The organism is Methylobacterium sp. Leaf117, from assembly GCF_001422985.1.
In the GTDB taxonomy this organism is placed as follows: domain Bacteria; phylum Pseudomonadota; class Alphaproteobacteria; order Rhizobiales; family Beijerinckiaceae; genus Methylobacterium.
Genome location: NZ_LMNL01000001.1, coordinates 678,122 through 704,062, shown reverse-complemented (window position 1 = coordinate 704,062; position 25,941 = coordinate 678,122). Strand labels below are relative to the sequence as shown.

General features: G+C 69.1%; 23 protein-coding genes, 1 tRNA gene and 1 riboswitch. Of the genes, 13 read left to right on the top strand and 11 right to left on the bottom strand.

Annotated elements, in window-relative coordinates:
• The first annotated feature begins 120 nt into the window (after positions 1 to 120).
• Complete coding sequence (locus ASF57_RS03160; protein WP_056479789.1) at positions 121 to 1,776, top strand: CYTH and CHAD domain-containing protein; 1,656 nt, start codon at positions 121 to 123, stop codon at positions 1,774 to 1,776.
• 22 nt (positions 1,777 to 1,798) lie between these two features.
• On the opposite strand, the gene rlmB is transcribed toward ASF57_RS03160, so the two are convergent.
• On the bottom strand, positions 1,799 to 2,629 hold the full coding sequence (gene rlmB / locus ASF57_RS03155) for a 23S rRNA (guanosine(2251)-2'-O)-methyltransferase RlmB (protein WP_244476781.1): 831 nt from the start codon (positions 2,627 to 2,629) through the stop codon (positions 1,799 to 1,801).
• Between the two features lie 157 nt (positions 2,630 to 2,786).
• Here rlmB and ASF57_RS03150 point away from each other — a divergent pair.
• Positions 2,787 to 2,862 (top strand) — tRNA-Glu (locus ASF57_RS03150).
• Between the two features lie 219 nt (positions 2,863 to 3,081).
• Entirely contained in the window at positions 3,082 to 3,339 is a 258-nt protein-coding gene (locus ASF57_RS03145) for a hypothetical protein (RefSeq protein WP_244476780.1), read from the top strand.
• Between the two features lie 67 nt (positions 3,340 to 3,406).
• Here ASF57_RS03145 and ASF57_RS03140 read toward each other — a convergent pair whose 3' ends face one another.
• The 4 genes from ASF57_RS03140 to ASF57_RS03125 all read right to left on the bottom strand — a co-directional run bounded on the left by ASF57_RS03140 (position 3,407) and on the right by ASF57_RS03125 (position 7,225).
• On the bottom strand, positions 3,407 to 3,880 hold the full coding sequence (locus ASF57_RS03140; protein ID WP_056185878.1) for a MucR family transcriptional regulator: 474 nt from the start codon (positions 3,878 to 3,880) through the stop codon (positions 3,407 to 3,409).
• Between the two features lie 330 nt (positions 3,881 to 4,210).
• Positions 4,211 to 5,572, bottom strand: coding sequence for a hypothetical protein (locus ASF57_RS03135; RefSeq protein WP_056479786.1), 1,362 nt, complete (start codon positions 5,570 to 5,572; stop codon positions 4,211 to 4,213).
• Entirely contained in the window at positions 5,569 to 6,294 is a 726-nt protein-coding gene (locus ASF57_RS03130) for an NAD(P)-binding domain-containing protein (RefSeq protein WP_056479783.1), read from the bottom strand. The genes ASF57_RS03135 and ASF57_RS03130 overlap by 4 nt, the downstream gene beginning before the upstream one ends.
• The gene (locus ASF57_RS03125) at positions 6,284 to 7,225 is read right to left on the bottom strand and encodes an aldo/keto reductase (protein WP_056479780.1); all 942 of its coding nucleotides are present in this window, start codon (positions 7,223 to 7,225) and stop codon (positions 6,284 to 6,286) included. Before ASF57_RS03125 ends, ASF57_RS03130 begins: the two co-directional genes overlap by 11 nt.
• Before the next feature lie 392 nt (positions 7,226 to 7,617).
• On the opposite strand from ASF57_RS03125, the gene ASF57_RS03120 reads away from it, so the two are divergent.
• Positions 7,618 to 7,989, top strand: a complete 372-nt coding sequence (locus ASF57_RS03120; protein WP_156375924.1) for a PilZ domain-containing protein — start codon at positions 7,618 to 7,620, stop codon at positions 7,987 to 7,989.
• A gap of 145 nt (positions 7,990 to 8,134) precedes the next feature.
• Here ASF57_RS03120 and ASF57_RS03115 read toward each other — a convergent pair whose 3' ends face one another.
• Both ASF57_RS03115 and ASF57_RS03110 read right to left on the bottom strand, forming a co-directional pair.
• Positions 8,135 to 9,031, bottom strand: coding sequence for a diguanylate cyclase (locus tag ASF57_RS03115; protein ID WP_056479774.1), 897 nt, complete (start codon positions 9,029 to 9,031; stop codon positions 8,135 to 8,137).
• 324 nt (positions 9,032 to 9,355) lie between these two features.
• The gene (locus ASF57_RS03110) at positions 9,356 to 12,013 is read right to left on the bottom strand and encodes a glucosidase (protein ID WP_056479771.1); all 2,658 of its coding nucleotides are present in this window, start codon (positions 12,011 to 12,013) and stop codon (positions 9,356 to 9,358) included.
• A gap of 415 nt (positions 12,014 to 12,428) precedes the next feature.
• Between ASF57_RS03110 and ASF57_RS03105 the strand changes: the two genes are divergently transcribed.
• From ASF57_RS03105 to ASF57_RS03095, 3 genes are all read left to right on the top strand, one after another.
• Positions 12,429 to 13,736, top strand: a complete 1,308-nt coding sequence (locus ASF57_RS03105; RefSeq protein ID WP_082503640.1) for an alpha/beta hydrolase — start codon at positions 12,429 to 12,431, stop codon at positions 13,734 to 13,736.
• Between the two features lie 233 nt (positions 13,737 to 13,969).
• Positions 13,970 to 14,395 (top strand): DUF1236 domain-containing protein, encoded by a 426-nt coding sequence (locus ASF57_RS03100; RefSeq protein WP_156375923.1) that lies wholly within the window; start codon positions 13,970 to 13,972, stop codon positions 14,393 to 14,395.
• 179 nt (positions 14,396 to 14,574) lie between these two features.
• Positions 14,575 to 15,453, top strand: a complete 879-nt coding sequence (locus ASF57_RS03095) for a LysR substrate-binding domain-containing protein (RefSeq protein ID WP_056185900.1) — start codon at positions 14,575 to 14,577, stop codon at positions 15,451 to 15,453.
• Between the two features lie 85 nt (positions 15,454 to 15,538).
• Here the strand turns inward: ASF57_RS03095 and ASF57_RS03090 are convergent, their stop codons facing one another.
• Positions 15,539 to 16,552, bottom strand: coding sequence for a zinc-binding alcohol dehydrogenase family protein (locus ASF57_RS03090; protein WP_056479765.1), 1,014 nt, complete (start codon positions 16,550 to 16,552; stop codon positions 15,539 to 15,541).
• A 266-nt stretch (positions 16,553 to 16,818) separates the two neighbouring features.
• Between ASF57_RS03090 and ASF57_RS03085 the strand changes: the two genes are divergently transcribed.
• The 3 genes from ASF57_RS03085 to ASF57_RS03070 all read left to right on the top strand — a co-directional run bounded on the left by ASF57_RS03085 (position 16,819) and on the right by ASF57_RS03070 (position 19,724).
• On the top strand, positions 16,819 to 17,769 hold the full coding sequence (locus ASF57_RS03085; RefSeq protein ID WP_056479763.1) for a 2-dehydropantoate 2-reductase: 951 nt from the start codon (positions 16,819 to 16,821) through the stop codon (positions 17,767 to 17,769).
• Between the two features lie 473 nt (positions 17,770 to 18,242).
• Positions 18,243 to 19,073 carry an alpha/beta hydrolase gene (locus ASF57_RS03075; protein ID WP_056479757.1) on the top strand — a complete coding sequence of 277 codons (831 nt, stop codon included), beginning with the start codon at positions 18,243 to 18,245 and terminating at the stop codon, positions 19,071 to 19,073.
• Positions 19,074 to 19,271: 198 nt separating this feature from the next.
• On the top strand, positions 19,272 to 19,724 hold the full coding sequence (locus ASF57_RS03070; protein ID WP_056479754.1) for a hypothetical protein: 453 nt from the start codon (positions 19,272 to 19,274) through the stop codon (positions 19,722 to 19,724).
• A 36-nt stretch (positions 19,725 to 19,760) separates the two neighbouring features.
• On the opposite strand, the gene ASF57_RS03065 is transcribed toward ASF57_RS03070, so the two are convergent.
• The 3 genes from ASF57_RS03065 to ASF57_RS03055 form a co-directional block, all read right to left on the bottom strand.
• The gene (locus ASF57_RS03065; RefSeq protein ID WP_056479749.1) at positions 19,761 to 20,279 is read right to left on the bottom strand and encodes a hypothetical protein; all 519 of its coding nucleotides are present in this window, start codon (positions 20,277 to 20,279) and stop codon (positions 19,761 to 19,763) included.
• Between the two features lie 332 nt (positions 20,280 to 20,611).
• Positions 20,612 to 21,046 carry a hypothetical protein gene (locus tag ASF57_RS03060; protein WP_056186580.1) on the bottom strand — a complete coding sequence of 145 codons (435 nt, stop codon included), beginning with the start codon at positions 21,044 to 21,046 and terminating at the stop codon, positions 20,612 to 20,614.
• Positions 21,047 to 21,111: 65 nt separating this feature from the next.
• A complete protein-coding gene (locus tag ASF57_RS03055; RefSeq protein ID WP_056185912.1) occupies positions 21,112 to 21,354 on the bottom strand; it encodes a hypothetical protein in 243 nt (80 codons plus the stop codon).
• Between the two features lie 242 nt (positions 21,355 to 21,596).
• On the opposite strand from ASF57_RS03055, the gene ASF57_RS03050 reads away from it, so the two are divergent.
• The 3 genes from ASF57_RS03050 (at position 21,597) to ASF57_RS03040 (ending at position 25,926) form a co-directional block, all read left to right on the top strand.
• Entirely contained in the window at positions 21,597 to 22,187 is a 591-nt protein-coding gene (locus tag ASF57_RS03050) for a hypothetical protein (RefSeq protein ID WP_056479746.1), read from the top strand.
• Positions 22,188 to 22,325: 138 nt separating this feature from the next.
• Positions 22,326 to 22,528: riboswitch (cobalamin riboswitch) on the top strand.
• Between the two features lie 105 nt (positions 22,529 to 22,633).
• Positions 22,634 to 24,784: a TonB-dependent receptor gene (locus tag ASF57_RS03045; RefSeq protein WP_082503639.1), complete on the top strand. Its 2,151-nt coding sequence runs from the start codon at positions 22,634 to 22,636 to the stop codon at positions 24,782 to 24,784.
• A gap of 245 nt (positions 24,785 to 25,029) precedes the next feature.
• Positions 25,030 to 25,926 carry a glycoside hydrolase family 16 protein gene (locus ASF57_RS03040; protein WP_056185918.1) on the top strand — a complete coding sequence of 299 codons (897 nt, stop codon included), beginning with the start codon at positions 25,030 to 25,032 and terminating at the stop codon, positions 25,924 to 25,926.
• The last annotated feature ends 15 nt before the right edge of the window (positions 25,927 to 25,941 follow it).

Here is a 25,941-nt window from a genome sequence, read left to right as displayed (position 1 = left end):
AGGTCGCGCGCGGAACGGTTGCGCTGGACCGGGTTTGTGCCCGGACGCAGGAGCCGAGCGGTCCGTCGCGGGCGACGGATTCGATCTGCGCCGGATCTCGGTCGAGACATAGGACGAGTCATGGGTGTGCCGCAGGAATCGGATGTGCCGCAGGAAATCGAGCTGAAGCTGCAGTGCGAGGCGGGCGACCTCGCCGAACTGAGCCGGCACCCGTTCCTCCAGGATTCGCCTCAGGATGCCGCGTCGGACCAGGATGCGCCGCGCCCGGAGACCGCTCTCCTCACCTCGACCTATTTCGACACGGCCGAGGGCGACCTGCGTGCCGCCGGCCTGACCCTGCGCGTGCGCCGCGACGGCGACCGATTCGTCCAGACCGTGAAGGCCGCCTCGGCGGGAGCGGGGCTGTTCGACCGGGCCGAGTGGGAGATGCCCGTCGCGGACGAGGCTCCGGATCTCGCGGTTCTCGGCGACACGCCGGTGCCCGCCGTGCTGGAGGCCGCCTCCGACGCCGACCTCGCGCCCGCCTTCGTCACCCGCGTCGAGCGGCGCACCCGCATCGTGCGCTACGGGGCTTCGCGCATCGAGGCCGCGTTCGACGAGGGCCGGATCGAGACCCGGAACGGCGACGCTCCCCTGTGGGAGCTGGAACTCGAACTGATCGAGGGACGCCCCGACGACCTGTTCACTCTGGCCCAGGCCCTGGCCGAGACGGTGCCGCTGCGCCTCGGCGCCCTCAGCAAGTCGGCCCGCGGCTTCAGCCTCCTCGACGGCACCCTGCGGCGGCCGAGCAAGGCGCGGCCGGTGCGGCTGTCCCCGGAGGCCACCACGGGGGAGGCCTTCCAGGCCATCGCGCAGGCCTGCCTCGCGCATCTGCGCCGCAACGAGGACGTCTTCCTCCACAACCGGCACGTGGAGGCCCTGCACCAGCTGCGCGTCGCCCTGCGCCGCCTGCGCTCCGCCTTCACCCTGTTCAAGCCGATGCTGGCGAACGACCCGGTGGCCGCGCCCCTGCGCGAGGAGATCAAGCGCATCTCCGAGCCGTTCGGACATGCCCGCAACCTCGACGTCTTCCTGGCCGAGACCCTGCCGGCCGAGATGGCCCGGCGCCCGGACGAGGCCGGACTGGACGACCTGCGCCGGCGCCTCGAGGCGGAGCGCGACCGCGCCCATGACGGCGTGATCGCGACCCTCGAGGCGCAGGAATGGCGCAGCCTCATCCTGGATATCGCCGCCTGGCTCGAGACGGGGGCTTGGCGCACCCGGCGCGAGGCCGAGGCGGCAGAGGATACGGCGGCGGAGGGAGCCGGCCGGGAGGGAGCCGTCCCAGAGGGCGTCGACCCGCAGGCGCCCGCCCGCGACTTCGCCGCCACGGTCCTCAACAAGGTTCTGCGGCGCATCCGCAAGCGCGGCCGCCATCTCGCCCGCCTGGAGGCCGAGGAGCGGCACCGGGTACGGATCGAGGCCAAGAAGCTGCGCTACGGGGCCGAGTTCTTCGGCAGCCTCTATGCCGGCAAGAAGGCCCACAAGCGGCACAAGGCCTTCGTCTCGACGCTCTCGGACCTGCAGGACCACCTCGGCACCCTGAACGACCAGGCCACCGCCCATATGGTGCTGTCCAGCCTGGTCACCGGCCCCGATCCGTCGGAGATCCCCGGCGAGACCGTGTTCGCGGCCGGCCTCGCCGCCGGCGACAACGAGGCCGGCGCCAAGGCCCTGTTGAAGGCCGCCGCCGCGGCCCATGCCGAGCTGCTCGACGTCAAGCCGTTCTGGCGCTGAGGCCGGGCGCCCCGGGTGGGCGTCAGGCCTCGCGCGGGCTCAGGGCGTAGAGCGTGATGGCGGCCGCGTTCGACACGTTGATGCTGCGGATCTCGCCGCTGAACGGAATGCGCGCGAGCACGTCGCAATTGTCGCGGGTGCGCTGGCGCAGGCCCTTGCCCTCGGCCCCCAGCACGATCACCGCCGGCCGCTTGGGGCCGATGCTGTCGAGGGCGGTCTCGGCGTCGGAGTCGAGGCCGATCCGGGTGAAGCCGCGCTTGCCGAGGTCGACCAGCGCGTCCGACAGGTTGCGCACCACGATGAGCGGCACGTGCTCCAGCCCGCCCGAGGCGGATTTGGCCAGGACGCCGGTGGCGTTGGGCGAGTGGCGGGCCGTGGTGATGATGCCGGCCACGCCGAAGGCGGCGGCGGTGCGGACGATGGCGCCGACATTGTGCGGATCGGTGATCTGGTCGAGGGCGAGCAGCAGCACATCGTCGCCGAGTTCGTCGAGGTCCGGCCCCGGCAGCGGGTCGGCCTCCAGGTACAGGCCCTGGTGTACCGCGTCCGGACCGAGCAGGGCGTTGATGGCGCTCGGCCGCACCATCTCGGGATCGATCCGCAGGGGACCGATCTCCTCGGCGAGCCGCGTCATGGCGTTCTCGGTGGCGAGCAGACGGTGGAGCTTGCGCCCCTCATTGGCCAGCGCCTGCGCCACCGGATGCCAGCCGTAGAGCACCACGTGGTCGCCCGACGCCGCCGCCACGCTGGCGGCGCCGCGCTGGTTCTGCGGGGGACCGCGCCGGAAGGGGCCTCGCGAGAAGCCGGGCTTGTTCGTCCTCGGGCCCGGCGGGCCGTCGCGTCGCGTCGTCATGGGATGTCGATCCGCTTTCCGGCCGCCTCTGAAACAGGCGCGCCGCGTCTGGGGTCCGACAAACCGGCCGGGGCCGTTTTCGTCAAGCGGCAAACTAGCGTCGCCTCCCCCGTTGCCCCCGCGGCCGAAGCCGCCTATAGAACCGCTCACCGCAGCAGCGCCCTTCGTCTAGCGGTCCAGGACGTCGCCCTTTCACGGCGAAAACACGGGTTCGATTCCCGTAGGGCGCGCCATTTTGCTCAGGCCTACGGGCCAATCGACCGCCCTTCCATCGCTGACGTCTTCGTGACCGCTGTCGCAACACCCGTGTGCGTGCCGCCCTATGTTCAGGCGATGGGTCCGATTTCTCGCGAGCGCTATCCGACGACCGAACTTCCCAAGCCGGCCTGCGCGGGATCGGACCGGCGCGAGCCCGTGTCGCCCCGGCACCCTGCATGGCCGGATCGGCGATCGTGAGCGGCGGGGCTCGTCCGCCGCGCTGCGTCCACTACGTCGGCTTCCGCGACGATCGCTACCAGAACGCCTACCGGGTGTTCGGCGGCCCGCGCGTCATCCACCGGCGCTGGGATTTCTACGCGACCCGCGATGTCGGCCCGGACGACGTGGTGATCTTCGCCGAGGGCGACGAGACCCAGGCGATGGCCACGCGGAACGCGACCGATCTCGACGAGCGCTGGCTGTTCGGCGCAACGCCCCTGCCCGACCCCTGAAAACGAGGAAACCCCGCGCCGGTGACGGCAGCGGGGCTTCGGACGTCTCGGCGCGCGGGGACGCGCTTCAGGCGGCCTTCTTGCCGCCCTTGGCCTTCGGCTGCACGTCCTCGTCCTCGTTGCGGTTGGCAACCTGGCCGAGGCCGATCGACTTGGCCAGTTCCGAGCGCATGGCAGCGTAGGACGGTGCGACCATCGGGTAATCGGCCGGCAGGCCGTAGCGCTGACGGTAGCTGTGCGGGTCGAGACCGTGGCTGCTGAGGTGACGCTTCAGGGTCTTGTAGCTCTTGCCGTCGAGGAAGCTGACGATGCCGTCCGGCGTCACCGACTTGCGGATCTGGGCGGCGCTCGGCTTCTCGATCTCGGCTTCCTCGGAAACCGGAGCGACCCCGCCGGCGAGGCCGCTCAGGGACGCATGCACGTTGCGGATCAGATCCGGCAGATCGCTCGGGCGAACCGGGTTGTTCGAAACATAGGCCGCCACGATGTCAGCCGCGAGGTCGACGAAGTCAGTTGTTTGAATTTCGGTATTTTCGGACATGCGAACTTTTCTTTTCCTGCGCCCCCAGACGGCAAATCGCCCATCCGAAGGCATTTATCAAGCGCCAGCCGCCAATTCCGTCGACCAACAGGGCAGATATGCACGATTCGGATAGGAGATGTCCACAACTCCGAGGCTACCGTGAAGGTTGTTCCGCACGAATATTGCTGGATTGTTCCAGCGCGAAGCGGTGAATCTGTCGGGTGCAGGGCGCTCTGCCATGCGGCTCGCCGCCTGAGCGGGCCTGATCGCCACGCCCCGGAACGGCCGGTATCGCACCGGAGCGATGGCGCGCGCGGCGGCCTCGACAGGAGAGTCCGCCCCGGATGCTTAAGACTTCGTGACTTCGGGTACGGTCCGCTCGTCCGTCAGCGCCGCCCGCTGGCGTTCCGACTGCCGGCGGCCGAGCCAGAGACTGTTCAGGAGCCAGAGCGCCGACAGGGGAATGGCGGTCACCGCGACCGCCGTCGAGCCGAGCCCCAGGGCGCCGATGCCGGCGAAGGACCAGGCGCCGAGCTGGTCGCCGGTGCGATACACCACCGTGTCGATGAAGTTCTTGGCCTTGTAGCGATCCTCGCGCGGCACGACGGTGAACAGCACCTCGCGGATCGGGCGCGCGATGGCGAAGTTCCCGGCCCGCCGCAGCACCTGAAACACCACGATGGCGGTGATGGTCGGCGAGACCGCGAGCGCGGCGAAGCCGAGGATGCTGGCGGCGGGCAGCAGCGCGAGGGCGGGGCCGACGCCGATCCGGCGTACGATCCGCCCCGTGAGGAAAAACTGCACCCCGAGCGTCAGCAGGTTCACCAGGAGGTCGACGCTGGCGAAGAAGGCGGTCTGGGCGCCGCGATCGGGGAAGCTGCGCTTGGCGATGCCGGCCTGCTCGAAATACAGGAAAGTCGAGGTCACGGAGAACAGCAGCAGGAACAGGCCGATGTTCAGCAGATAGGGCGAGCGGACGGTGCGGGTGATGCCCGCGAAGACGCTGCCGCCGATCGCTTCCGCGGGGTGCGCCTCTGAGCCGATCGCCGCGCCGGCGCCTGGGGCCCGGTGCAGGCGGTCGGACAGACGCGCGAGCCCGCGCATGCTGAACACGGCCACTTCGAGCAGGAGCGCCGCGCCGAGCAGGAGCGCCCAGGTCGGGGCGTCGCGGGCCAGGATGGCGGTGGTGGCCGAGCCCGCGATGGCGCCGAGGGTCGCGCCGGCGGCGATGAAGCCGAACAGGCGCTTGCCCTGCTCGGTGGAGAACACGTCGACGATGGTGGCCCAGAACACCGAGACCACGAACAGGTTGAAGATCGAGAGCCAGATGAAGAAGGCCCGGCCGATCCAGACGTCGCCCTCGGGGCCGGCGAGATAGAGCCCGCCGGCGAACAGCAGGATGTTGGCGGCGAAGAACCGGTAGGTCAGCGGCACGAAGCGCGCGCGCGGCAGCGTCTTGACCAGCCAGGCGAACGGAACGTTGAGCGCCAGCATGCCCACGAGCGTACCGGTGAACAGCCACGGCAGGTTCTCGATCCCGCCGGCGACGCCCATCTGGTCGCGGATCGGGCGGAGGACGTAGTAGGCGGCCAGGATCGAGAAGATGTAGGCCCACGACCAGGCGAGGGCCGGCGCCTCTCCCGGTCGCACATCGACCAGGCGCCCGAGCCAGGTCGATGCGCGCGGGTCGGCGCCGGCCCCGGCCGTCACCGCGACACGCCCAGACGGGTTGCCAGTTCCGGCGCGGTCAGGTCCAGGCCGAAGCCCGGCGACCCCATGGCGAAGCTGTCCGCCTTCGCCAGCGGCCCGACCGGTACGGGATCGAAGCCCGCATCGGTCACGAGCTGCGCCACGCTCTTCAGCGCCTCGGCGTCGTCGCCGGCGATCGGGATGGCCATGCGGCCGCCGTCGCGGCGGGCGTTCTTGGCGAAGACCTTGTAGTTGGCCGCATTGAAGGCCCGGACGACCCGGGCGCCGGCGAGATACTTGGCCGAGATCGCCGCGATGCCGTTCGCCTGCACTTCGCCGTAGACCTCGCCGTCGCGGGCCTGGGTCGCGTTGCCGGCATCGATTACGACCTTGCCCGCCCAGGCGCCGGCGTAATCCTGCGCGAGCTGCGGGTAGGCCTTGTAGGGCACCGCGACCAGGATGACCTCGCCGAAGGCGATCGCCTCGGCGGGCGTGCCGGCGCGGGCTTTCGGTCCGAGTTCCTCGACCAGGGACGTCAGCGTCTCGGGATGGCGGGAGGACAGCATCACCTCATGCCCGGCCTTCGCCCACAGCCCCCCGAGGGTGCCGCCGATATTGCCGGCGCCGATGATGCCGATCCGGGCCGGCTGTGCCGCCGTCTGGGCCTGGGCAGGCGCCGCCGATCCGAGCGCGATGGCGGCGAGCGCCAGGATCACGCGGCGGGAAATGAACCTAGAGTGCATCGACGAAGGCCTCCATTCGGGTGCGTTGGGCGGCATCGGGCAGGCGGCCGCGCGCGGCCCCGAGGTTGTCCTCGACATAGGCGGCCTTGGCCATCCCGGGGATCGGGCAGGTCACCGCCGCGTGCCCGAGGACGTATTTCAGGAAGAATTGCGGCCAGGTCGCGCAATCGAACTCGGCGGTCCAGGCGGGAAGCGCCCGCCCCTGCACGGCCTTGAACAGGCGGTCGCGCCCGAACGGCACGTTGACCATCACGGCCATGCCGCGTTCGGCGGCGAGCGGCAGGATGCGCTCGGCGGCGCGGCGGTCGTCGAGGGCGTAATTGACCTGGATGACATCCAGGGTCTCGCGCTTCATCAGGGCTTCGAGGTCCCCGAACTGGCTGTCGCGCCAGACCGTGACGCCGACGTAGCGGATCTTCTTCTGCGCCTTCAGCTCCCGCAGGGTGGCGAGATTCGCCGACGGATCGATGAGGTTGTGGACCGCGATGAGGTCGATCATCCCGGTGTTCAGGCGCTTGAACGAGCGGGCGATCTCGGCGGCGCCGGCCTCGCGGCCCGGCGTTCCGACCTTGCTGCACAGGAAGACCTTTTCGCGCAGGCTGCCCTGCCCGGGGATGCCATCGGGAGCGAGGATCAGGCCGAGCACGTCTTCGGCGGTGCCGTAGCTCGGCGCCGTATCGATGACGCTGCCGCCCAGGGCCACGAACCGCTGCACCGCCTCCCGCAAGGGGGCGATCGCCTCAGCGGTGGGCTCGACCTCGTAGCGGCGCGAGGTGCCGATGCCGATCACCGGAAGAGTCTCGCCCGTGGACGGGATCGGGCGTCGCAGCAGGGCGGCCGGCTCCGCCGCGACGGCGGACGTGCCGAAGCGGGACAGCGACAGGGGCAGCAGGCCGGCGCCGGCCAGGACGGCGCGTCGGGAAGGAGGCATCGGCAGGGTCTCCGGCGGGACGGGTGCGGAGCTTCATCTAGGGCCGTGCGTCGGACTTCGACATGGGCCGACTTCGACATGGGCCGACGTCGAGATGGGCCGAGTCCGGTATCGGTGCCGCCCTGACGAGCGCGTGGCTGCCGCAGGGAGACGTTGCCGGCGGCGCTCTGATCGGAGCGGCCCCGACTGCAGAGGCCATCGTCGACACGTGGCCGGGTTCCCGATGCCTGTGCCGATCGCGCCCGGCGGCCTTCCACTCTGGTCTGTCGGGGTTGTTGGTGCGTCACCGGGAGGCGGAGCTGAAATTCAGTTTCGTTTCCGATACAGACAAGGCATGATTGAATACCGATGGTCGGGTGGTATATTGACGATAAGAGCCTGGGAACAGTTCTTTGACTCAAGATCAAGATGCTGCATTGCACGAAGATCGAGCAAGCAGGAGCAAAACGGAATGGATCGGTCTGATCAGGACGCAGGAGGGAACTGAAATTCCCTGCGGCGTGAAAGATGTTTCGGCGACCGGAGCCAAGCTCAGTGTCTCCGAGAACATCCAGCTCCCGTACGAATTCATGCTCAAAGTTGTTGGAATGGATTATGTGTGCGCGGTGGCGCTCGCGTGGCGCGTGGGAAATCTCGTCGGCGTGCGGATCGTGAAGTTCGCGAAGCTGGTCCCCAAGCGGGTTCTTCCCGCGGACTCGCGCGAAGCGACGGATTGGGCGCCGCATCAACGCCATGGCACCCGCCGCCATCGCCGGCTCGACTGATTCATCGCTTTGCCGTGACGATCAGAGGCGCGGCCCGCCGCCGGCCCGGCATCGGCACCTCCCTCGGATGCCGCGATCAGCGATGGCCGAAGCGGAACGCGGGTGGTCCGGGATCGCGTGTCCGAGGCCGCGGCGGGAGGCGCGATCAGACGAACTCGGTCGTCAGCTTGGCGCTGGTGACGGCGACGCGATCCCGTCCCGCGGCCTTAGCGGCGTAGAGCGCGAGATCCGCCCGTTTGAGCAGGGTTCCGACCTCGTCGCCCTCGACCCAGCTGCTCACGCCGATGCTCACCGTGAATCGCAGCGAATTGGTCCGGTCGAGCATCCGGCGTGCGGAGCATTGCCGACGGATGCGGTGCGCCACCACCGAGGCGCCGCCGAGACTGTGCCCCGGCATGACCAAAGCGTATTCCTCGCCCCCGATCCGGCCCGCGAGGCTTCCGGTTTCGCGCAGGATCTGGGCGACGCTGCGGATCACCAGGTCGCCGACATCATGACCGTGGCGATCGTTGATGCTCTTGAAATGGTCGATGTCGATCTGCAGCACCGAGAGGGGCTGATCGGCGGAGGCGGCGTGGAGTTCCGCGCGGGCCAGACGCAGCAGCGCGCCGCGATTGAAGAGCTGCGTCAGGTGATCCGTGTCGGCCTGTTTGATCAGGGCATGCTGCAGCTTCAGGACCCGCTCGGCCGCGCGCAGCCGTCCGTACAGCTCCCGCGAACTCGGCGGCTTGGCCAGAAAGTCGTCTGCCCCGCTGTCCAGGATTTCGTCGATGGGTCGGGTGTCGCGTGCCGACGACATCGCCAGGATCGTGAGCGGGCGGCGGTCATCCGCGAGGGCGCGCAAGGACCAGCAGAGTTCCAGTCCATCCAGGGGGTGAACCTCCAGGCTGGTGAGGACGCAGGTCGCGGCCGGATTGCCCGCGACATAGGCGAGCGCCGCCGCCGAATCCGCGAACTCGACGACTGTATGGCCCCCATGCACCAGCATCCGGGCGATCGCCTTGCGCATTAGCCGGCTCGAATCGACCAGAACAACGTGCATAACGGCCCTTCTGCGGACTGATCGAGCGAACCGGATGCCGGGGCGGGTGCGATCGGGTGGAGCGTGTCGGCGGACGCCGGATTTAGAGTGAGTGCGAGCTGTCGCACGTTGGGTTTGACGTGGACCGTGGAGGGGGTCGATGCCTCCTGCGGCCCTGCTCGCGACGCTTAAATTCGCCTTCTTGATTCCACAATGACCGGTAGAATTTACGGGTTCCCTAATTCTACCGGTTGAGTTCCCGAGTTTCCGGGTGAACCGTCGCAGATTCAGCGGCATCTTCCCCGAGCGGAAGACGGTGCTGGCGCGCGGTGGTCCGGCCCGGCGCTACGCGGGCGCCCGCCGGGCGCGGGTGTGCAGCAGGTTGAGGATCAGGGCCGTCCAGCCGGTCTGGTGCGAGGCGCCGAGGCCGCGGCCGGTGTCGCCGTCGAAGAACTCGTGGAACAGCAGCGCCTCTTCGGTGCCGGGCGCCGGCGCGATCGGGGGCCGGTCGCCGAAGATCGGGCGCCGGCCCTCGGAATCCTTGGTGAACAGGGCGATCAGCCGATCCTCCAGGGCGTCCGCGATGGCGCTGAGGGTGAGGTGGGCGCCGGAGCTGGTCGGGTATTCCACCAGGAAGTCGTCGCCGTAATAGGTGTGGAAGCGGCGTAGGGCCTCCACGATCAGGTAGTTCATCGGCATCCACACGGGGCCGCGCCAGTTCGAGTTGCCGCCGAACATGTTCGAGGTGGAATCGGCCGGGTCGTAGCGCACCGTGAAGGAGGCGCCGAACTCGTTGAGCGCATAGGGCTGGTCCCGGTGCGCCTTCGACAGCGAGCGCACGCCGTGGGCCGAGAGGAACTCCGCCTCGTCGAGCATCCGGCGCAGCAGCGCCTTCATGCGATGGCCGCGCAGCAGCGACAGCAGCTTGCGGTCCTGCACGCCGCCCTCGTCCCAGCGCGACACCAGGCAGGCGAGGTGCGGGCGGTGCTCCAGGAGCCAGTTGAGGCGCCGGGCGAAGTCCGGCAGGCGCTGGAGCACCGAGGGCTCGATCACCTCGACGGCGAAGAGCGGCACCAGACCGACCACCGAGCGCACCCGCAGGGGCAGCATGCCGCCGCCGGGGATATCGACCTCGTCGTAGTAGAATTCGTCCTCCTCGTCCCACAGGCCGAAGCCCTCGCCGCCCATGTCGGTCATCGCCTCGGCGATGAGCAGGAAGTGCTCGAAGAACTTCGACGCGGTGCTCTCGTATACGTCGTTGTGCAGGGCCAGCTCGAGGGCGATCCGCATCATGTTGAGGGCGTACATCGCCATCCAGGCGGTGCCGTCGGCCTGATGGATGCGGCCGAAGCCGGGCGGCGGGCGCGAACGGTCGAACACCCCGACATTGTCGAGGCCGAGGAAGCCGCCCTGGAACACGTTGCGGCCGTCCGCGTCCTTGCGGTTCACCCACCAGGTGAAGTTGATGAGGAGCTTGTGGAACACGCCCTCCAGGAAGGCGATGTCGCCGCGTCCGCCGCGCCGGTCCCGATCGATCTCGAACACCCGGTAGGTGGCCCAGGCATGGACCGGCGGGTTGGCGTCGCCGAACTCCCATTCGTAGGCCGGCAGCTGGCCGTTCGGGTGCATGTACCATTCGCGGGTGAGGAGCAGGAGCTGCTTCTTGGCGAAGTCCGGGTCGAGCAGGGCGAGCGGCAGGCAGTGGAAGGCGAGGTCCCAGGCGGCGAACCAGGGATATTCCCACTTGTCCGGCATCGACAGCACGTCCGCCCCGGCGAAGTGGCGCCAATGCACGTTGCGGCCGCTGTCCCGCTCCTTCGGCGGCACCGGCTGGAGCGGGTCGCCCTTGAGCCAGAGCCGGACGTCGTAGGAATAGAGCTGCTTCGACCAGATCAGGCCGGCGGCGGCCTGACGGTAGATGGTGCGGGAATCGGCATCCACGAGGCCGTCCTGGAGCGACTCGTAGAAGGCATCGGCCTCGGCGACCCGGCGATGCACGATGGTGCCCTCGCGGTCGACGGGACGGGCGCGGGTGCCCGCGGACAGCCGGAGCGTGACCCGCGTGGTCTCGCCGGGTTCGAGCTGGCGGAAGTAATGCAGGCCGAGCTTGGTGCCGGATTCCCGCCCGACGGCGCCGTCGTCGCCGTCGACGATCGCCGCGTGCAGCCCGTCCTTGAACGGGCCGGGGGCATCGGGCTCCCAGCCGTGCAGGCGCAGGTTGGTGTCGTTCTCGCAGAACAGCGGATCGGGATAGCCGTCGAAGCTGAGCCGGTAGAGCCCGAGGCGTGGGTGGTCGCAGGCGATCGCGCCGTCCGGGCGCAGGGTCAGGGCGGGGCGGCGATGGCTCGCCTCCTCGCGCCACGACCAGGTGTTGCGGAACCACAGCTGCGGGATGATGTGCAGGTCGGCGGTCTCCGGCCCCCGGTTCACCGCCGTGATCACCACGTGGATGTCCTCCGCGTCCTCCTTGGCGTATTCCACGGTGACGTCGAAGAAGCGGTTCTCGGCGAACAGCCCGGTGTCCTCGATCTCGTATTCCGGCTGGTCGCGCCCGCGCCGCAGCCCCTCCTGCACCAGATCGTCGTAGGGGTAGGCGCCCTGCGGGTAGCGGTAGAGGAACTTGAGGTAGGCGTGGCTCGGGGTCGCGTCGAGGTAGTGATAGACCTCCTTCACGTCCTCGCCGTGGTTGCCCTCCTCGTTGGCGAGGCCGAACAGTCGCTCCTTGAGGATGTGGTCGCGCCCGTTCCAGAGGGCGAGCGCCAGGCACATCTGCCCGCGCTCGTCGCAGATCCCCGCCAGGCCATCCTCGCCCCAGCGATAGGCCCGCGAGCGCGCCTCGTCATGCGGCAGCGAGCGCCAGGCATTGCCGTCGCGGCTGTAATCCTCCCGCACCGTGCCCCACTGACGCTCGCTGAGATACGGCCCCCAAAGCGACCAGGGGCGTTCGCCGCGTCCCTGCTCGGCGATGCGGCGACGCTCGGCCCAGCCGTCGAGTTCGCTCACGTCCGCCCCCGTTCGCCGCCGGCCGGACGCGGCGCGCGGATGCGGGCCGCCGTCGCCGCGAAAGGGAGGGGCGGCGCGGCGACGGACGGTGAAGCGGGCAACGGTGAGGCGATCATCAGGTCCGGTGGGGTCGGGGTCAGGGCAGGCGCCGATGCATCATCAGCGCCAAGCTCACCCGACGCGTCGCGATTTCGCAACCACGGCGGCCCAGCAGGCGGGGCGGCGCCTTCACGTCATCGTGTGATCGCCCGTTTCCTGGCAGGTCGCGAGGCGATTCGGAAGGCGGAAGCGCCGTTTGGCGGTGCGGCGACCGCGTCCCCGCCGCAATACCGGTCCAGGGCTCCAGCCCGGGCTTAACCTCTGGTTAACCGACGGGCCGTCTCGGTCCGGTCACAGGGAGACACGCGTGGCGAGCATGACCATCGGGACGACAGCGGACCGTAGAGTCCGGGCGCGACGGCTGATGCCGGTCCTGGTGCTGCTTCTCGCCCTGCCCGCCTGCGCCGGGCGCCCGACCGGCGTGCTTCTGCCGGTGGCCGCCGGGGTGACGGCGCCCGGAACCTCGCAGGTCGAGATGCTGGTGGTGACGAACCGCAAGAGTGCGGGCGCGCCCGGGGAATTGTTCTCCGGCGAGCGCGGCGCGGCGGTGAGCTACACCCATCTCGCCGTCTCGATTCCGCCCGATGCGACCCGCGCAGCCGGGACCGTGCAATGGCCGAAGGCCCTGCCGGGTAATCCCGCCACCGACTTCGTCGCCCTGCGGGCCGATCCCCTGGCGCGCAAGGACGTGCCGGCCTGGACCGGGCGTGCCCTGAAGCAATCGCGCAAGCGCCAGGTGCTGGTCTTCGTGCACGGCTTCAACAACCGGTTCGAGGATGCGGTCTTCCGCTTCGCCCAGATCGTGCACGATTCCGGGGCCGAGGTGGTGCCGGTGCTGTTCACCTGGCCGTCCCGCGGCAGCGTCCTCGCCTACGGCTACGACCGCGAGAGCACCAACTTCTCCCGCAACGGCCTGGAGACCCTCCTGCGCGATCTCGCCAAGGACCCGAAGGTCGGCGAAATCACCGTCCTTGCCCATTCCATGGGCAACTGGCTCGCGCTGGAAAGCCTGCGCCAGATGGCCATCCGCGACGGCCGCGTCGCCGCCAAGATCCGCAACGTGATGCTGGCCGCCCCCGACGTCGACATGGACCTCGCCCGCGCGGCGTTCCACGACATGGGCAAGGACCGGCCCCGCCTCACCCTGATGGTGTCCGGCGACGACCGGGCCCTGGCCGTGTCGCGCCTGGTCTGGGGCGATTCGGTCCGCCTCGGCGCCATCGACCCGAACCAGGAGCCCTACCGCTCGGAACTGGAGCGGGAGAACATCGGCATCCTGAACCTGACCGGGGTGCAGTCGGGGGATTCGCTGAACCACGGCAAGTTCGCATCGAGCGAGGTGGTGGCGCTCCTGGGCAAGCGACTGGCCGATGGACAGCCGATCTCCGACAGCCATGTCGGGCTGGGCGACAAGCTGGTCCAGACGGCGGCCGGAGCGGCCTCGACGGTCGCCACCGGAGCGGCGCTGGCGGTGGCGGCGCCGGTGGCGATCCTCGATCCGCAGACGCGGGAAACCTACGGGCAGCACCTGTCCAATGTCGGGCACGGCGTCACCGATACGGTCGGCTCGACGGTGGATCTGGCCGGCGCCCCCATGCGGGCCGTCACCGGCACGCCCGAATGATGCCCTTCGGTCCGCTCCGCTATGCGTCCTGGGATGTCGTCGGGGTCTTCCGCATCAGCCGAGCCCCGCATCAGCCAAGCCTCGCATCAGCCAAGCCCCGCGTCAGCCAGGCTCCGCATCCTGGCTGCCGCCAAGGGTTACCGGTCTCCGCCGCGCCGTGGTGAGACCGTATCCCAAACCGTTCATCCCCCCTCGTTGACCGGCCCGGTTCGGGCCTGCCTGGAGTTGATCCCATGACCCTCCCCATGACCCTCGCGCGTTTCACGGCCGCATCCGCCCTGGTTCTGGCGGGCCTCGCCACCGCGCAGGCGCAGGGCCTCGTCCAGGGGGCGGAGGAAGGGGCGGCGCGCGGCGGGATGGCGGCCGGGCCGCTCGGGGCCGTGGTCGGCGGCGCCATCGGGGCAGCGGTCGGCACGGCCAACGGCATCCTGGGCATCGACCGGCGCGAGCGCTTCCGGATCTACACCACGGCCGAGCGCCGGCCCTCCTATGCCTATGCGGGCAACCTTCGGGTCGGCTCGGTGCTGCCGGAGGACGGCATCGTCTATTACGACGTCCCGGCGGAATTCGCGATCTCGGGCTACAACTACACCATCGTCAACGATCACCCGGTGCTGGTGGAGCCGCGCACCCGCCGGGTGGTCGAGATCATCGACTGATCGGCTCGGCGCGGTCCGGACTCAGGGCAAAGGCGGGACGCGCTCCGGCAGCGACGCGTCCCGCCACGGGGATACGAGCCCGATCTCGTCGGGCGCACCCGGAGATGACCGGGTCCGCGTTGCGAGCGATGCGACATCTGCATAGATGGATCGGCATCCAGCAGAATCGCGATTGAGCCATGCGCCGCCCGGATCTTGAGATCGATCTCCTGCGCGCCTTCGTGGCCGTGGCCGAGACCGGCAGCTTCACGGCCGCGGCGGACGTGGTCCACCGTTCACAATCGGCGGTGAGCCAGAAGGTCCTGCGCCTGGAGGAGATCCTGGGGCAGCGCGTCTTCGAGCGCACCAGCCGGACCCTCGGCCTGACCCCGGACGGCGAGCGCCTGCTGGTGGCGGCCCGGCAGATGCTGGAATTCAACGATGCGGTGATCCGCGCCTGGCACGAACCCCCGGCCAGCGGGACGCTGCGTCTCGGGGTGGCGGAGGATTTCATCCCGGGCCAGTTGCCGAAGCTCCTGGCCCGGTTCGGACGGCTCTATCCGGGCGTGCATATCGACCTGATGACCGGCCTGAGCTGCACCCTGCTCGAGGCCTACGACGCCGATCGGCTCGATGCGGTCATCGCCAAGCGCAGCGGCGCGAGCCCGCGCGGCCGGGTGATCTGGCGGGAGCCGCTGGTCTGGCTGGCGGCCGCCGACTACCAGCCGGATTTCAGCAGACCCGCCCGTCTGGTGATGCTGCCGGCCCCCTGCAGCTATCGCGACATGATGATCGCGGCGCTCGACTCGGTCCGTTGCGAATGGGTCGCGGCCTGTACGGCAAGCAGCCTGATGGGTGTGCAGGCTGCTGTGGCCGGCGGCCTCGGGGTGACGCTGCTCGGCCGCTCCTTCCTGCAGGAGGGTTTGCAGATCCTGCGCGCGCCCGACCTCTGGCCCGCCCTGCCGATGACGGAGGTCACGGTGATCGGCGAGGACCGGGCCGGCGCCCTGATCCGGCCGCTGATCACCTTCCTGACCGAGAGCCTCGCGGGCAGCGACGGCCTCGCCCTGGTGGCCTGACGCGGAGATGGCGCCGCCGTTGCGGGGCCCTTGCCCCCTGGCGGCCCTTCCCCCCAGCGGCCTCTGCCGCCCCTGCCGCGCGTGCTCAGAAGCCGGTCAGCACGGTCTTGCCGATGCTGCGTCCGCTCTCCTGCGCGGCGTGGGCCCGGCGCAGGTTCGCGGCGTTGATCGGGCCCATCTCCTCGCGAAACGTGCTGCGCAGGAGCCCGGCATCCACGAGACGCGACACTTCGGTCAGGATACGGTGCTGCTGGTCCATGTCCGGCGTGCCGAAGAGGCTGCGGGTGAACATCAGTTCCCAGTGCACCGACAGGCTCTTTCGCTTGAACGGCACGATGTCGAACGTCTCCGGATCGTCGATCAGCGCCAGCGCACCCTGCGGCGCCAGGGCGGCGACGAGGGCGTCCCGATGCTGGTCGCTGCCCGCCAGGCTGGCGGCATAGCGAACCTGCGGAATGCCGATCCGGGCGAGTTCCTGGTCGAGGGGCTGGCGGTGATCGATGACGTGGTGGGCGCCCATGGCGCGGCACCACGCCTCGGTCTCGGGACGCGAGGCCGTCGCGATGATGGTGAGCCCCGTCAGGCGCCGGGCGATCTGGGTCAGGATCGAGCCGACGCCGCCGGCGCCGTTGACGATGAGGAGCGCGTCGGAGCCCGCCATGACGCCGTAGGGCACGCGCAGGCGATCGAACAGCAACTCCCAGGCGGTGAGCGCGGTCAGCGGCAGGGCGGCGGCCTGTTGCGGGGTCAGGGTCTTCGGGGCGAGACCGACCAGGCGTTCGTCGACGGCGTGGAATTCCGCGTTGGTGCCCGGCCGGTCGAGGGCGCCAGCATAGAACACGGCGTCGCCCGGTTGGAACAGGCGGACCTCCGGGCCGGTCGCCGCGACGATGCCGACCGCATCGTAACCGAGGATGTGGGGCCGGCCCGGTTCGGCCGTGACGCGGCCCCGGACCTTCACGTCGACGGGATTGACCGAGATCGCCTGGATGCGGACGCGAAGATCGCGCGGGCGCAGATCCGGCTCCGGCAGGTCGAGATCGATCAGAGCCTCGGGCTCGGTGATGGGCAGGGAGGTGTGAAACCCGACGGCCTTCATGGGGATGCTCCTGATCGGCGATGCGGAAAGCTGCCAACACCTGTCGGGTCGGCACCGCGGGAGGACCCTCGCTCGAACGCGATCATTTGAGAAACGCATAGTTCTGATGGCTGCGATCGGATTTCCGACTGCATCGCGCCCGCTCCGGTCCGCCGCGCGGGCCTGCTGTCCCGCGCCTGCGTCTGGTCCCGGCCGCCCGGCGGGTCCAGACTGGCGCTCCGGCCGGCGTCGCGCCGGCACCGGTTCGCCACGAGGTTTCCCAGGGCATGACGGTCGCCATCAAGAAGGTTGCCAGCAAGAAGGTCGCTATCGTGGGGGCGGGCTCGGTCGGATGCTATCACGGCGGCCTGCTGGCGCGGTCGGGGCTCGAAGTCGTCCTGGTCGGGCGGCGCCCGCTCGTGGACGCGGTCGAGGCGCGTGGGCTCTGGCTGGAGATCGGCGAGGAGCGGATCGTGGTCCCGGTCCGAGCCACGACGGCGGTCGACGCCGTCGCCGGGGCCGAATGGGTGCTGGTCTGCGTGAAGTCCGGCGATACAGAGGCGACCGGACGGGCCATCGCCCCGCACCTGCTGCCCGACGCGACGGTGCTGAGCTTCCAGAACGGGGTCGACAATCCGGAGCGCTTGCAGGCGGTTCTCCATCGCCCGGTGGTGCCGGTGGCGGTCTACGTCGCCACCGAGATGGTGGGGCCGGGCCACGTGAAGCACCATGGGCGCGGAGACCTAGTGATCGGCGCCTCCGCGACGAGCCCGGAGATCGCCGCCGCGTTCGCCGCCGCGGGCATCCCCACGCAGGTCTCCGCCCGGGCCGTCGACGCCCTGTGGGGGAAGCTCGTCGTCAATTGCGCCTACAACGCCCTGTCGGCGATCACGCAACTCCCGTACGGACGCCTGCTTGCGGTCCCCGGCATCGCCACCGTCATGGCCGACGTGGTGGCCGAATGCGTTGCCGTCGCCGAAGCTTCCGGCGTCGCGGTGCCGGGCGACATCCTCGACCGCGTCCTCGCTCTCGCGGCCGCCATGCCGGACCAGCATTCCTCCACCGCGCAGGATCTGGCCCGGGGCCGGCCGAGCGAGATCGCGCATCTCAACGGTCTGATCGTCCGGAAGGGGGCAGAGACCGGCGTGCCCACACCGGTGAACCGGCTGCTGAGCACCCTCGTGCAGGCGGCCGAAGCCCGGGCCGGCGAAGCGCGGGGCGCCGAAGCGACGGGGTGAGCCGCTGTCCTGACGCACCTGGGACGTCGATCATCGGAGGCGCCGGTACGTGAGGGTCGCCTGCGCGGCCGACACGTTGTGGGGAGAGGAACCCTCTACCTTCGTATGGTTTCGCCCGTCGCCCGCAGCTTGTATCGCTTGGGCCGGGTCGCTTTCGCCGACGACATCGACGCTGCCGGCAAGACGATCTGCGATGATACCGTCAGACATCATCGGCGATACACGCGAAGACTGCATGATCGGGCGGATCGAATTCTCCATCCCGAAGTCGCAATTCCGAACCCTGTCGTCGGTCTGCGGACGGAGACCGGCTGATCGCGAAGGCCCGGGCCTGTGCCCTCAGCGTCCAGCCGGACACGCCTCCCGTTCGCGCCGGCCAGCCCGATCCGGCACCCGTCAAACCGGGCTTCGTCGGGGCCGCGGAACAGACTTCACCCCACCACAGAGTTCACCCTCGAGGAAGGACCGAGACCATGGATTTCCTGACGACACGGGACGGCACGCGGATCGCCTACAAGGACTGGGGTCCCAAGGACGCGCAGGTCATCGCCTTCCATCATGGCTGGCCGCTCAGCGCCGACGACTGGGACAACCAGATGCTGTTCTTCGTCAACCAGGGTTATCGGGTGATCGCGCATGACCGCCGCGGCCATGGCCGCTCCTCGCAGACGGCGACCGGCAACGAGATGGACACCTACGCCGCCGACGTCATCGAACTCGCCGCGGCGCTGGACCTGCGCAACGCCGTCCATATCGGTCACTCGACCGGCGGCGGCGAGGTGGCGCGCTACGTCGCCCGCTCGGAGCCCGGTCGCGTGGCCAAGGCGGTGCTCATCGGCGCGGTGCCGCCCGTGATGGTGAAGTCCGAATCCAATCCCGGCGGCTTGCCCCTCGACGTCTTCGATGGCTTTCGCGCCGCGCTGGCGGCCAACCGGGCGCAGTTCTACCGCGACGTGCCGGAAGGCCCGTTCTACGGCTTCAACCGGGAGGGCGCGAAGGTCTCGCCCGGCGTGATCGACAATTGGTGGCGCCAGGGCATGATCGGCGGTGCCAAGGCCCAGTACGATTGCATCAAGGCGTTTTCCGAGACGGATTTCACCGAGGATCTGAAGGCGATCGCGGTACCGGTCCTGGTGATGCACGGGACCGACGATCAGATCGTGCCAATCGCCGATTCGGCGATGCTCTCGCACCCCCTCCTACAGCGAGGCACGCTCAAGACCTATGAGGGCCTGCCGCACGGCATGTGCACGACGCATCCGGAGATCATCAATCCGGATCTGCTGGCGTTCGTGCGCGCCTGAGGCCATCGGGCGAGCCACGCCGCGAGACCCCGCCACCTGTCAGGGGGCCTTGCCGACCTGCAAGGAGGCTTTGCCGACCCGCCAGGGGGCCTTGCCGCCCTGCCAGGAGGCCTTGCGGCGTGCCGCCGCAAACCGGAACTCGCGGACTCCCGCGGCCCTTTCCTCGATATCCAACCCGGATCGGTCGAGGTCAGTCACATGCGCTATGGTTTGCTCGGATTGAGCGCGCTCGCGGTCACGTCATTCGCCACGGGGGTCGTCGCGCAGAGCAAGCCGTTGCCGCCCGCCTCCTCCGATGTGATGCCGCCCGTCGAACTGACCATCCGGATGGAGGGGGACAAGCCCGTCTGCGCGCCGGCCGAGCTGAAGCTTCCGGCCAACACCAACGTCGAACTCCACATCGTCAGTCAGGCGGCCGAGCCGGTGACGATCACCGCCCCGGGGCAGTTCGAGAACGCGAACGTGCTGCACGCCGATGGCGATCTCGTCCATGTGGCGAGCGAGAAGGGCTATCTCGTCAAGCAGAACGGCAAGGGCGTTCTGCGCATCCGCACGCTGAAGGCCGGGCAGGAAACCTATGCCTGCACCAGCAACCGCAACCAGAAGGCCCCCTTCGAGGGCAAGCTGGTCCTCACCGATCCGGCGGGATAGCGCGCGAACCGGGCAGCCTGAGACGCGCCGGCGGGATTACAGCGCTTCGACGGACATCCGGAAGCTGTCGAAGATCGCGTTCAGGTCTGTGGCATAGCGGGTCCCGCCCTGGGGCAAGGCCCAGACGCTGACGAGGAGTTGGCGCTTGTTCGGGTCCTTCGGCGAGACCGCGACGTAGCGCAAAAGGGTTGGTTTGCCTTCGTAGGTCGCGGGAACGTCCGTGATCTTGAGGAAATAGGTCGGAAAGTCCTTCTCCTCGATATTCGCTTCGCCGGTGACCGTCACGCCCCGGCGTTTGAAGTCGCTCTCGTGTTCCGCGAGGAGCTCCTTCAGTTCGGCCGGCCTGAAGCTCTCGAACCAGACGAAGACCTCCGCGTCGGACGTCTTGGCCTGGATGCCACGCTTGATCGCCGAGGATGTCCAGCCGGCCGGGAGGTCCACCGTGACCGGTGGTTGTCCGGGGACGACGGTGACGGGTTTGGCGATCGCGACGGCGCCCATCAGCAGGACGGCGAGGGCGGCCACGCTGGCGGATTTCGGCAGGCTTGTTGTCACGGGCTCACTCCAGGGCAAGGTCAGGCTCTGTGTAAAGCATCGCCGTGACGGGCGCTGCTGTATTTTTGCTGAAAAAACCCTCCGGGTCGGAGTCTATTTAGGTGGATGCGAATCGAGATTAGTCAAAAAGACCGATAAGTCTTGCGCTCGGACGAGGCTGAGCAGATTTGGGCATGGAATCAAATCGAGCGGCATTGTCGGTGGAGCACAAGGTATCGCGGCGGCCGATCCGGTCCTCGATCAGGGGAGAAACCGTTCCGCACCGGAATCCTCGTCTTGACGTCCTGTCGTGCTGTCTGATGTCCTGTTCGAAACCAGCCGTTCCGCGCGTTTCAGGGGCTGGGATACGGACCGCGAAACAGATCACCCAACGCCTTGCGCCGGAACAGGGTGCGCCAGCGCCGGCGTTGATGCTCCGGTCGGTCGTGGTTGATGTGGCAGCGCTGGCAGAAGGCCGCGAGGTTCTTCGCGGCGTTGTTCGCCGTATCGTGGTCGCGGTGGGCCGTCGCCAGGACCACGCGCGTCGTCCGCACGGTTCCCAGCACGTCGTCGATCCCGACCGCGAGGCAGACGAACCGCCCTGCCCCATCGCGCCAGGCGCTGGCATCGTCGTCCCACCAGCGCCCATCGCCGAGATGGAAGACCCGCCGGCCATGCGGCCGTCCGCAGGACTCGCACCGGCCCCGCGCGCGGGTGAACCGGATGACGGCCGACAGTTCGGGCCAGTCGATCGGATAGAAGAAGCGATGCTCGCGGCGGATCGGCATGGTCGGCAATGGTCACGGCACGATTGGCGCTGGCAAGCGCCGGCTTCAACCGGCGGCGCTGAATTTCAGCCGGAATGGCTGGAGGGCGCCTGCCACTGCACGCCGGCATGCTCGCGGATGTCGCCCGCCGCGCTGCCGGTGTCGGCGTCGCTGGCCCAGCCGCTCGGCTCCGCCACGTCGAGGATCTCGTCGTCCGGATAGGCGGCTTCGAGAAACAGCCTGGCTTCGCCCTCGGCGGCGGCCCGCACGGTCACCAGCGGTTTGGGTCCCTCGGCGGTCCTGATGTTGGCGATGAACAGCTTCGTCATGTCCGATGTCTCCCGGCGGTGATGACCGCTCACAGAGGGCGGTGACGGGCGAACAGCAAGAGGGCCGGCCTCGATCGGCCGCTCGCGGGGGCGAGCGCCCGCGCCGCCTCGGTGTCCGAGACCGGGGTCCCCGCGGGATCAGGCCGGGTGCTGGATCGTCAACCACGGCGTGCATTCCGCCACCGAAACTCGCGGATCGTCTCAACCAGACCGAAACCTCCGGGCGCCATGCTGTCCGGCGGATGATCGCCCCACGTCGCGCGATCGCGCTTGGATGGGGCCTGAGCCAGATTTCCAGACGTCGCTTCTTCCTCCAACGGGTTTCCTGCCGGATTTCGGGCCAAGCCCTGAGGCCGCTGGCCGTCGACGCCGAGTTCACCCGCGACAACGTCGACACGGCCTGTCAGGCCCTGTCGTTGAAGCTGGTGAACCTCGTCGAGGAGGACGACGAAGGCAGCTATGCCTTCCGCCTGACGCGGCCGGGCCTGCTTCTCCTCAACGGCCAGATCGAGGCGGCCGCTGCCTTGATCGACCAGGGCTTTGGTTTGCGCCGGATCAAGACACCGCCCCTCTGGGGCGCGCTCGGCAGCAAGCTCCGTCCGGGCGGACCCGGCATGTCCCTCAAGGGCAGCGGTCCGAGGGCCTACGCCACCCAATTGATCGTGGCGGTCGCCTCCGGACACGCGATCGTCGCCGGTGACGTCGTCCGGGGCAATGCCAATGGCCCCCGCACCTGGCTCGAGGACGAGCCGGCGCCCCGCGCCGAACGCCAGATCGGACCCTCGCCGCTGCGAAGCTGGAGCCCGTACCAGGATCGGGATCGCCCGCTCTGATCGGAGGGGCGGCCGCCCATCCAGCCTTCACCCGGCCTGTCCCCGACCCCCCGGCGCTGGGCTCGGCCCGGGCTGTCGCACAGGGAGCACAGGACGCCGATTTCCCGCGCGTTCGATTGACGCTGTCGGGCTTCCTCTGGTCTTCTGGCCTCGGACGGTTCCTCGGATCGAGGATCAAAAGGGAACGCGGTGCGGGCGAGAGCCCAACGCCGCGGCTGCCCCCGCAACTGTAAGCGGCGAGCCCATCATCAACACGTCACTGGGTGCCCCGGCACCTGGGAAGACGATGAGAGGGCGGTGACCCGCGAGCCAGGAGACCTGCCGTCCATCGTGGTCACACGCGAAACGCATCGGGCGGGGTGTCCTGGTGGGTGTCGGGGCGTTCGCACGCGGCGAACGGACCGACCTCGTCGCGGTGACGTGCCACAGACGTCGCCCGAGGTTTCATGTCGCCCGCTCCGTCACGGCCCCCCTACCGAACGCTCCTTCTGGTCTCCTGCGCCGGCCTGGTGCCTTACGGCGCGCAGATCCGGCCGGTCTTTGGCCAGGCGGCCGAGGCGAACCTGGCTGAACTCTCGGTCACGGCGGAGGCATCGGCGCCGCCCGGAACCGGACCGGTCGCGCAGGCGGGCTTCGTCGGCGGCGTCACCGGCATCGGCGGCGGTCTCAGGCCCGTCGATGCGGCGAGCGCGGGGGTGATATCGGGTGCGCAGATCAACAGCCGCCCGATCACCCGACCGGGAGAGGTGCTGGAAAGCGTGCCCGGTCTCATCGTCACCCAGCATTCCGGGGAGGGGAAGGCCAACCAGTTCTTCCTGCGCGGGTTCAATCTCGACCACGGCACCGATATCGCGCTGTCGATCGACGGCATGCCGGTCAACATGCGGACCCACGCCCACGGACAGGGCTATGCCGACCTCAACTTCCTGATCCCGGAACTCGTCGGCGCGGTGGAGTTCCACAAGGGTCCCTACTTCGTGCGCGATGGCGACTTCGCCTCGGCCGGTTCGGTGCGGATCGACTATCTCGACAAGACCGACCGCAACCTCGCCCTGACCTCCTTCGGCAGCTTCGGCTACAAGCGGGCGCTCACCATCGCGTCGGCACCGCTCGGGCAGGGCACCCTTCTGGTGGCGGGCGAGGCCCAGACCTATGACGGCCCCTGGGACGTGCCGGACCGTCTGGCCAAGCTCAACGGCGTCGTCCGCTACAGCCAGGGCACGGCCCTGGACGGCTTCGCCCTGACGGGCATGGCCTACTGGGCCCGGTGGAACGCCACCAACCAGATCCCGGAGCGCGCCGTCGCGGAGGGGATCATCGGCCGCTTCGGCGCCCTGAACCCCACGGATGGCGGCGACACCGGCCGTTTCTCGCTCTCCGGACGCTGGAGCCGGACGAGCGACGCCGGCATCACCCGGGCGAACGCCTACGTCATCCGCTATGGGATGAACCTGTTCAACGACTTCACGTATTTTCTCAACGATCCGGTCAGCGGCGACCAGTTCCGCCAGCGCGACAGCCGGGTGCTGGGCGGCGGCGAGATCAGCCACACGGTCCAGGGCGATCTCTTCGGGTTGCCGATGGAGACCGAGATAGGGCTTCAGACCCGCACGGACTCGATCCGCGTCGGCCTGTTCAACACCACCGCGCGGCAGGTCCGCTCGACGGTGCTGGACGACCGGGTGCTGGAGGCGAGCGCCGCCCTCTACGTCGAGAACCGGGTGCGCTGGACCGATTGGCTGCGCACCAGCGTCGGTGTCCGGGCCGACGGGTTCACCGCCGATGTCCGCTCGGACACGCCGGCCAATTCCGGCACGGCACGGGACGGCATCGTCAACCCGAAGCTCGGCCTCGTGCTCGGTCCGTGGTTCGAGACCGAGCTGTTCGTGAATTACGGCGGCGGCTTCCACTCCAACGACGCCCGCGGCGTCACCGCCACGGTCGATCCGACGAGCCCGCTCTTCAACATCAGCCGCTCGCCCTTCCTCGTGCCCTCGACCGGCTCGGAGATCGGCCTGCGCAACCGCAGCATCGCCGGGCTCGAGACCGCCGTCGCCCTGTTCCAACTCGATTTCGCCTCCGAGAACCTGTTCCAGGGCGACAGCGGCACCACCGAGCCGAGCCGCCCCACCCGCCGATTCGGCATCGAGTGGACCAACCGCTACGCGGTGACGCCTTGGCTCTCCCTGGAGGGCGACCTGACGGTCACCAACGCCCGCTTCTCGGACCGGGACCCGATCGGCAACCGGGTGCCGGAGGCACCGACCACCATCGCGTCGGCCGGATTCACCTTCGGTGCGGGTCCCGGCTGGTTCGGTTCGATGCGCTTTCGCTACTTCGGGCCGCGTCCGCTGATCGAGGACAATTCGGTGCGCTCGAAAGCGACGGCTCTCCTGAACGGACGGATCGGCTACGCCTTCGACGACGGAATCAGCCTGTCCCTCGACGTCTTGAACCTGACCAACGCCAGGGCGGACCAGATCGCTTACTTCTACACCTCGCGCCTGAGCGGCGAAGGCCCCGCGGGCGTGGCCGACCGGCATGTCCATCCGGTCGAGCCCACCGCGTTTCGTCTGACCCTCGCGGGGCGCTTCTGAAGCCGCGCCCGCGATGTCCCTGCCGGGATCTTTGCGATGCGACGCTGTCGCTGTCCTTCCGAAGAAACGGGAGAATGCGCGATCCCGCTGGCGCCATGAGATCGCCGCGTTGTGAAGTCGTCGTGGCACCCCTGCGCCGGCCATAGGCCTCCCTGCACTGGCTCGGACCCTTGCGGCGCCCTATCAAGGATGGGGGCGGAGGCCCGTCGGCGTCAGTGGTCCGGCATCGTTTCGAGGATACTGTGATGTTCCAACGCTTCGCCTGTCTCGTCGCCGCGACGCTTGCCGGCACCGTCCTGGCGCAAGCCGGTCCGCTGCCCGGCAAGATCGATCCGGCGACCTTCGGGGCTCCGACCTTCGACGAGCGCTGGCAGACGCTCGATGCCTCGGAGATGGCGAAGAAGCCCCCTTCCCCGACCCGGTGGCGAACCGTGCTCGGCTCGGGCGGTCCGACGAAACTCGAGTACCGCTCCGGCAGCGCCGGCAGCATCTACGTCGACCCGAGCTTTACCGGCGTGAAGGACGACAAGGTCCTCGACACGCCGCTCGGTCTGAACCCGTTTAAGCTCGATCCGGGTAAACACCTCACCATCCTGGGTTCGAAGATACCCGAGAACCTGCAACCGCTCGCGCATGGAAAGCAATTCATGGGCGGCGTGCTGACCACGCGGTTCAGCTTCTCGCAGCTGTTCGGGTACTTCGAGATCAGGGCGAAGCTGCCCGTGGGCAAGGGCGTCTGGCCCGCCTTCTGGCTAATGCCGACGAAGGGCAATTGGCCGGAGAACGGCGAACTCGACATCTTCGAGGGACTGGGTGTCCCAAACGAGATCTGGTGTTCGCTCCACACCGGCGAGGCGCCGAAGCAGCGCAACCAGAAGGTCGCCCTGCCCTTCCCGGTGGGCGGACCCGGGGCGGACTGGCACACCTACGGCGCCGCTTGGACCGCCGACGAAATCGTGTGGTACGTCGACCGCAAGGAGGTCCGTCGCATTCCGACGCCGTCCGACATGAAGTCCGTTCCGATGTACATCCTGGTCAACCTCGCCATCGGCGGATCGTGGGGTGGGTATCCCGACGCCTCGACGCCCATGCCGGCCGAGTACCTGATCCAGCGCGTCACGGTCTGGCGCCTGCCGGGCTGAGGCCGCTCAGGAGGG

Excerpts from the sequence above, each read along its gene's own strand:
- ASF57_RS03085 (WP_056479763.1), top strand. The coding sequence starts at position 16,819 with ATGACGGTCGCCATCAAGAAGGTTGCCAGCAAGAAGGTCGCTATCGTG.
- ASF57_RS03100 (WP_156375923.1), top strand. The coding sequence starts at position 13,970 with ATGACCCTCCCCATGACCCTCGCGCGTTTCACGGCCGCATCCGCCCTG.
- rlmB (WP_244476781.1), bottom strand. The coding sequence starts at position 2,629 with ATGACGACGCGACGCGACGGCCCGCCGGGCCCGAGGACGAACAAGCCC.
- ASF57_RS03095 (WP_056185900.1), top strand. The coding sequence starts at position 14,575 with ATGCGCCGCCCGGATCTTGAGATCGATCTCCTGCGCGCCTTCGTGGCC.
- ASF57_RS03130 (WP_056479783.1), bottom strand. The coding sequence starts at position 6,294 with ATGCACTCTAGGTTCATTTCCCGCCGCGTGATCCTGGCGCTCGCCGCC.
- ASF57_RS03055 (WP_056185912.1), bottom strand. The coding sequence starts at position 21,354 with ATGACGAAGCTGTTCATCGCCAACATCAGGACCGCCGAGGGACCCAAA.
- ASF57_RS03125 (WP_056479780.1), bottom strand. The coding sequence starts at position 7,225 with ATGCCTCCTTCCCGACGCGCCGTCCTGGCCGGCGCCGGCCTGCTGCCC.
- ASF57_RS03045 (WP_082503639.1), top strand. The coding sequence starts at position 22,634 with ATGTCGCCCGCTCCGTCACGGCCCCCCTACCGAACGCTCCTTCTGGTC.
- ASF57_RS03040 (WP_056185918.1), top strand. The coding sequence starts at position 25,030 with ATGTTCCAACGCTTCGCCTGTCTCGTCGCCGCGACGCTTGCCGGCACC.
- ASF57_RS03140 (WP_056185878.1), bottom strand. The coding sequence starts at position 3,880 with ATGTCCGAAAATACCGAAATTCAAACAACTGACTTCGTCGACCTCGCG.
- ASF57_RS03060 (WP_056186580.1), bottom strand. The coding sequence starts at position 21,046 with ATGCCGATCCGCCGCGAGCATCGCTTCTTCTATCCGATCGACTGGCCC.
- ASF57_RS03090 (WP_056479765.1), bottom strand. The coding sequence starts at position 16,552 with ATGAAGGCCGTCGGGTTTCACACCTCCCTGCCCATCACCGAGCCCGAG.
- ASF57_RS03160 (WP_056479789.1), top strand. The coding sequence starts at position 121 with ATGGGTGTGCCGCAGGAATCGGATGTGCCGCAGGAAATCGAGCTGAAG.
- ASF57_RS03075 (WP_056479757.1), top strand. The coding sequence starts at position 18,243 with ATGGATTTCCTGACGACACGGGACGGCACGCGGATCGCCTACAAGGAC.
- ASF57_RS03105 (WP_082503640.1), top strand. The coding sequence starts at position 12,429 with ATGACCATCGGGACGACAGCGGACCGTAGAGTCCGGGCGCGACGGCTG.
- ASF57_RS03050 (WP_056479746.1), top strand. The coding sequence starts at position 21,597 with ATGATCGCCCCACGTCGCGCGATCGCGCTTGGATGGGGCCTGAGCCAG.
- ASF57_RS03115 (WP_056479774.1), bottom strand. The coding sequence starts at position 9,031 with ATGCACGTTGTTCTGGTCGATTCGAGCCGGCTAATGCGCAAGGCGATC.
- ASF57_RS03070 (WP_056479754.1), top strand. The coding sequence starts at position 19,272 with ATGCGCTATGGTTTGCTCGGATTGAGCGCGCTCGCGGTCACGTCATTC.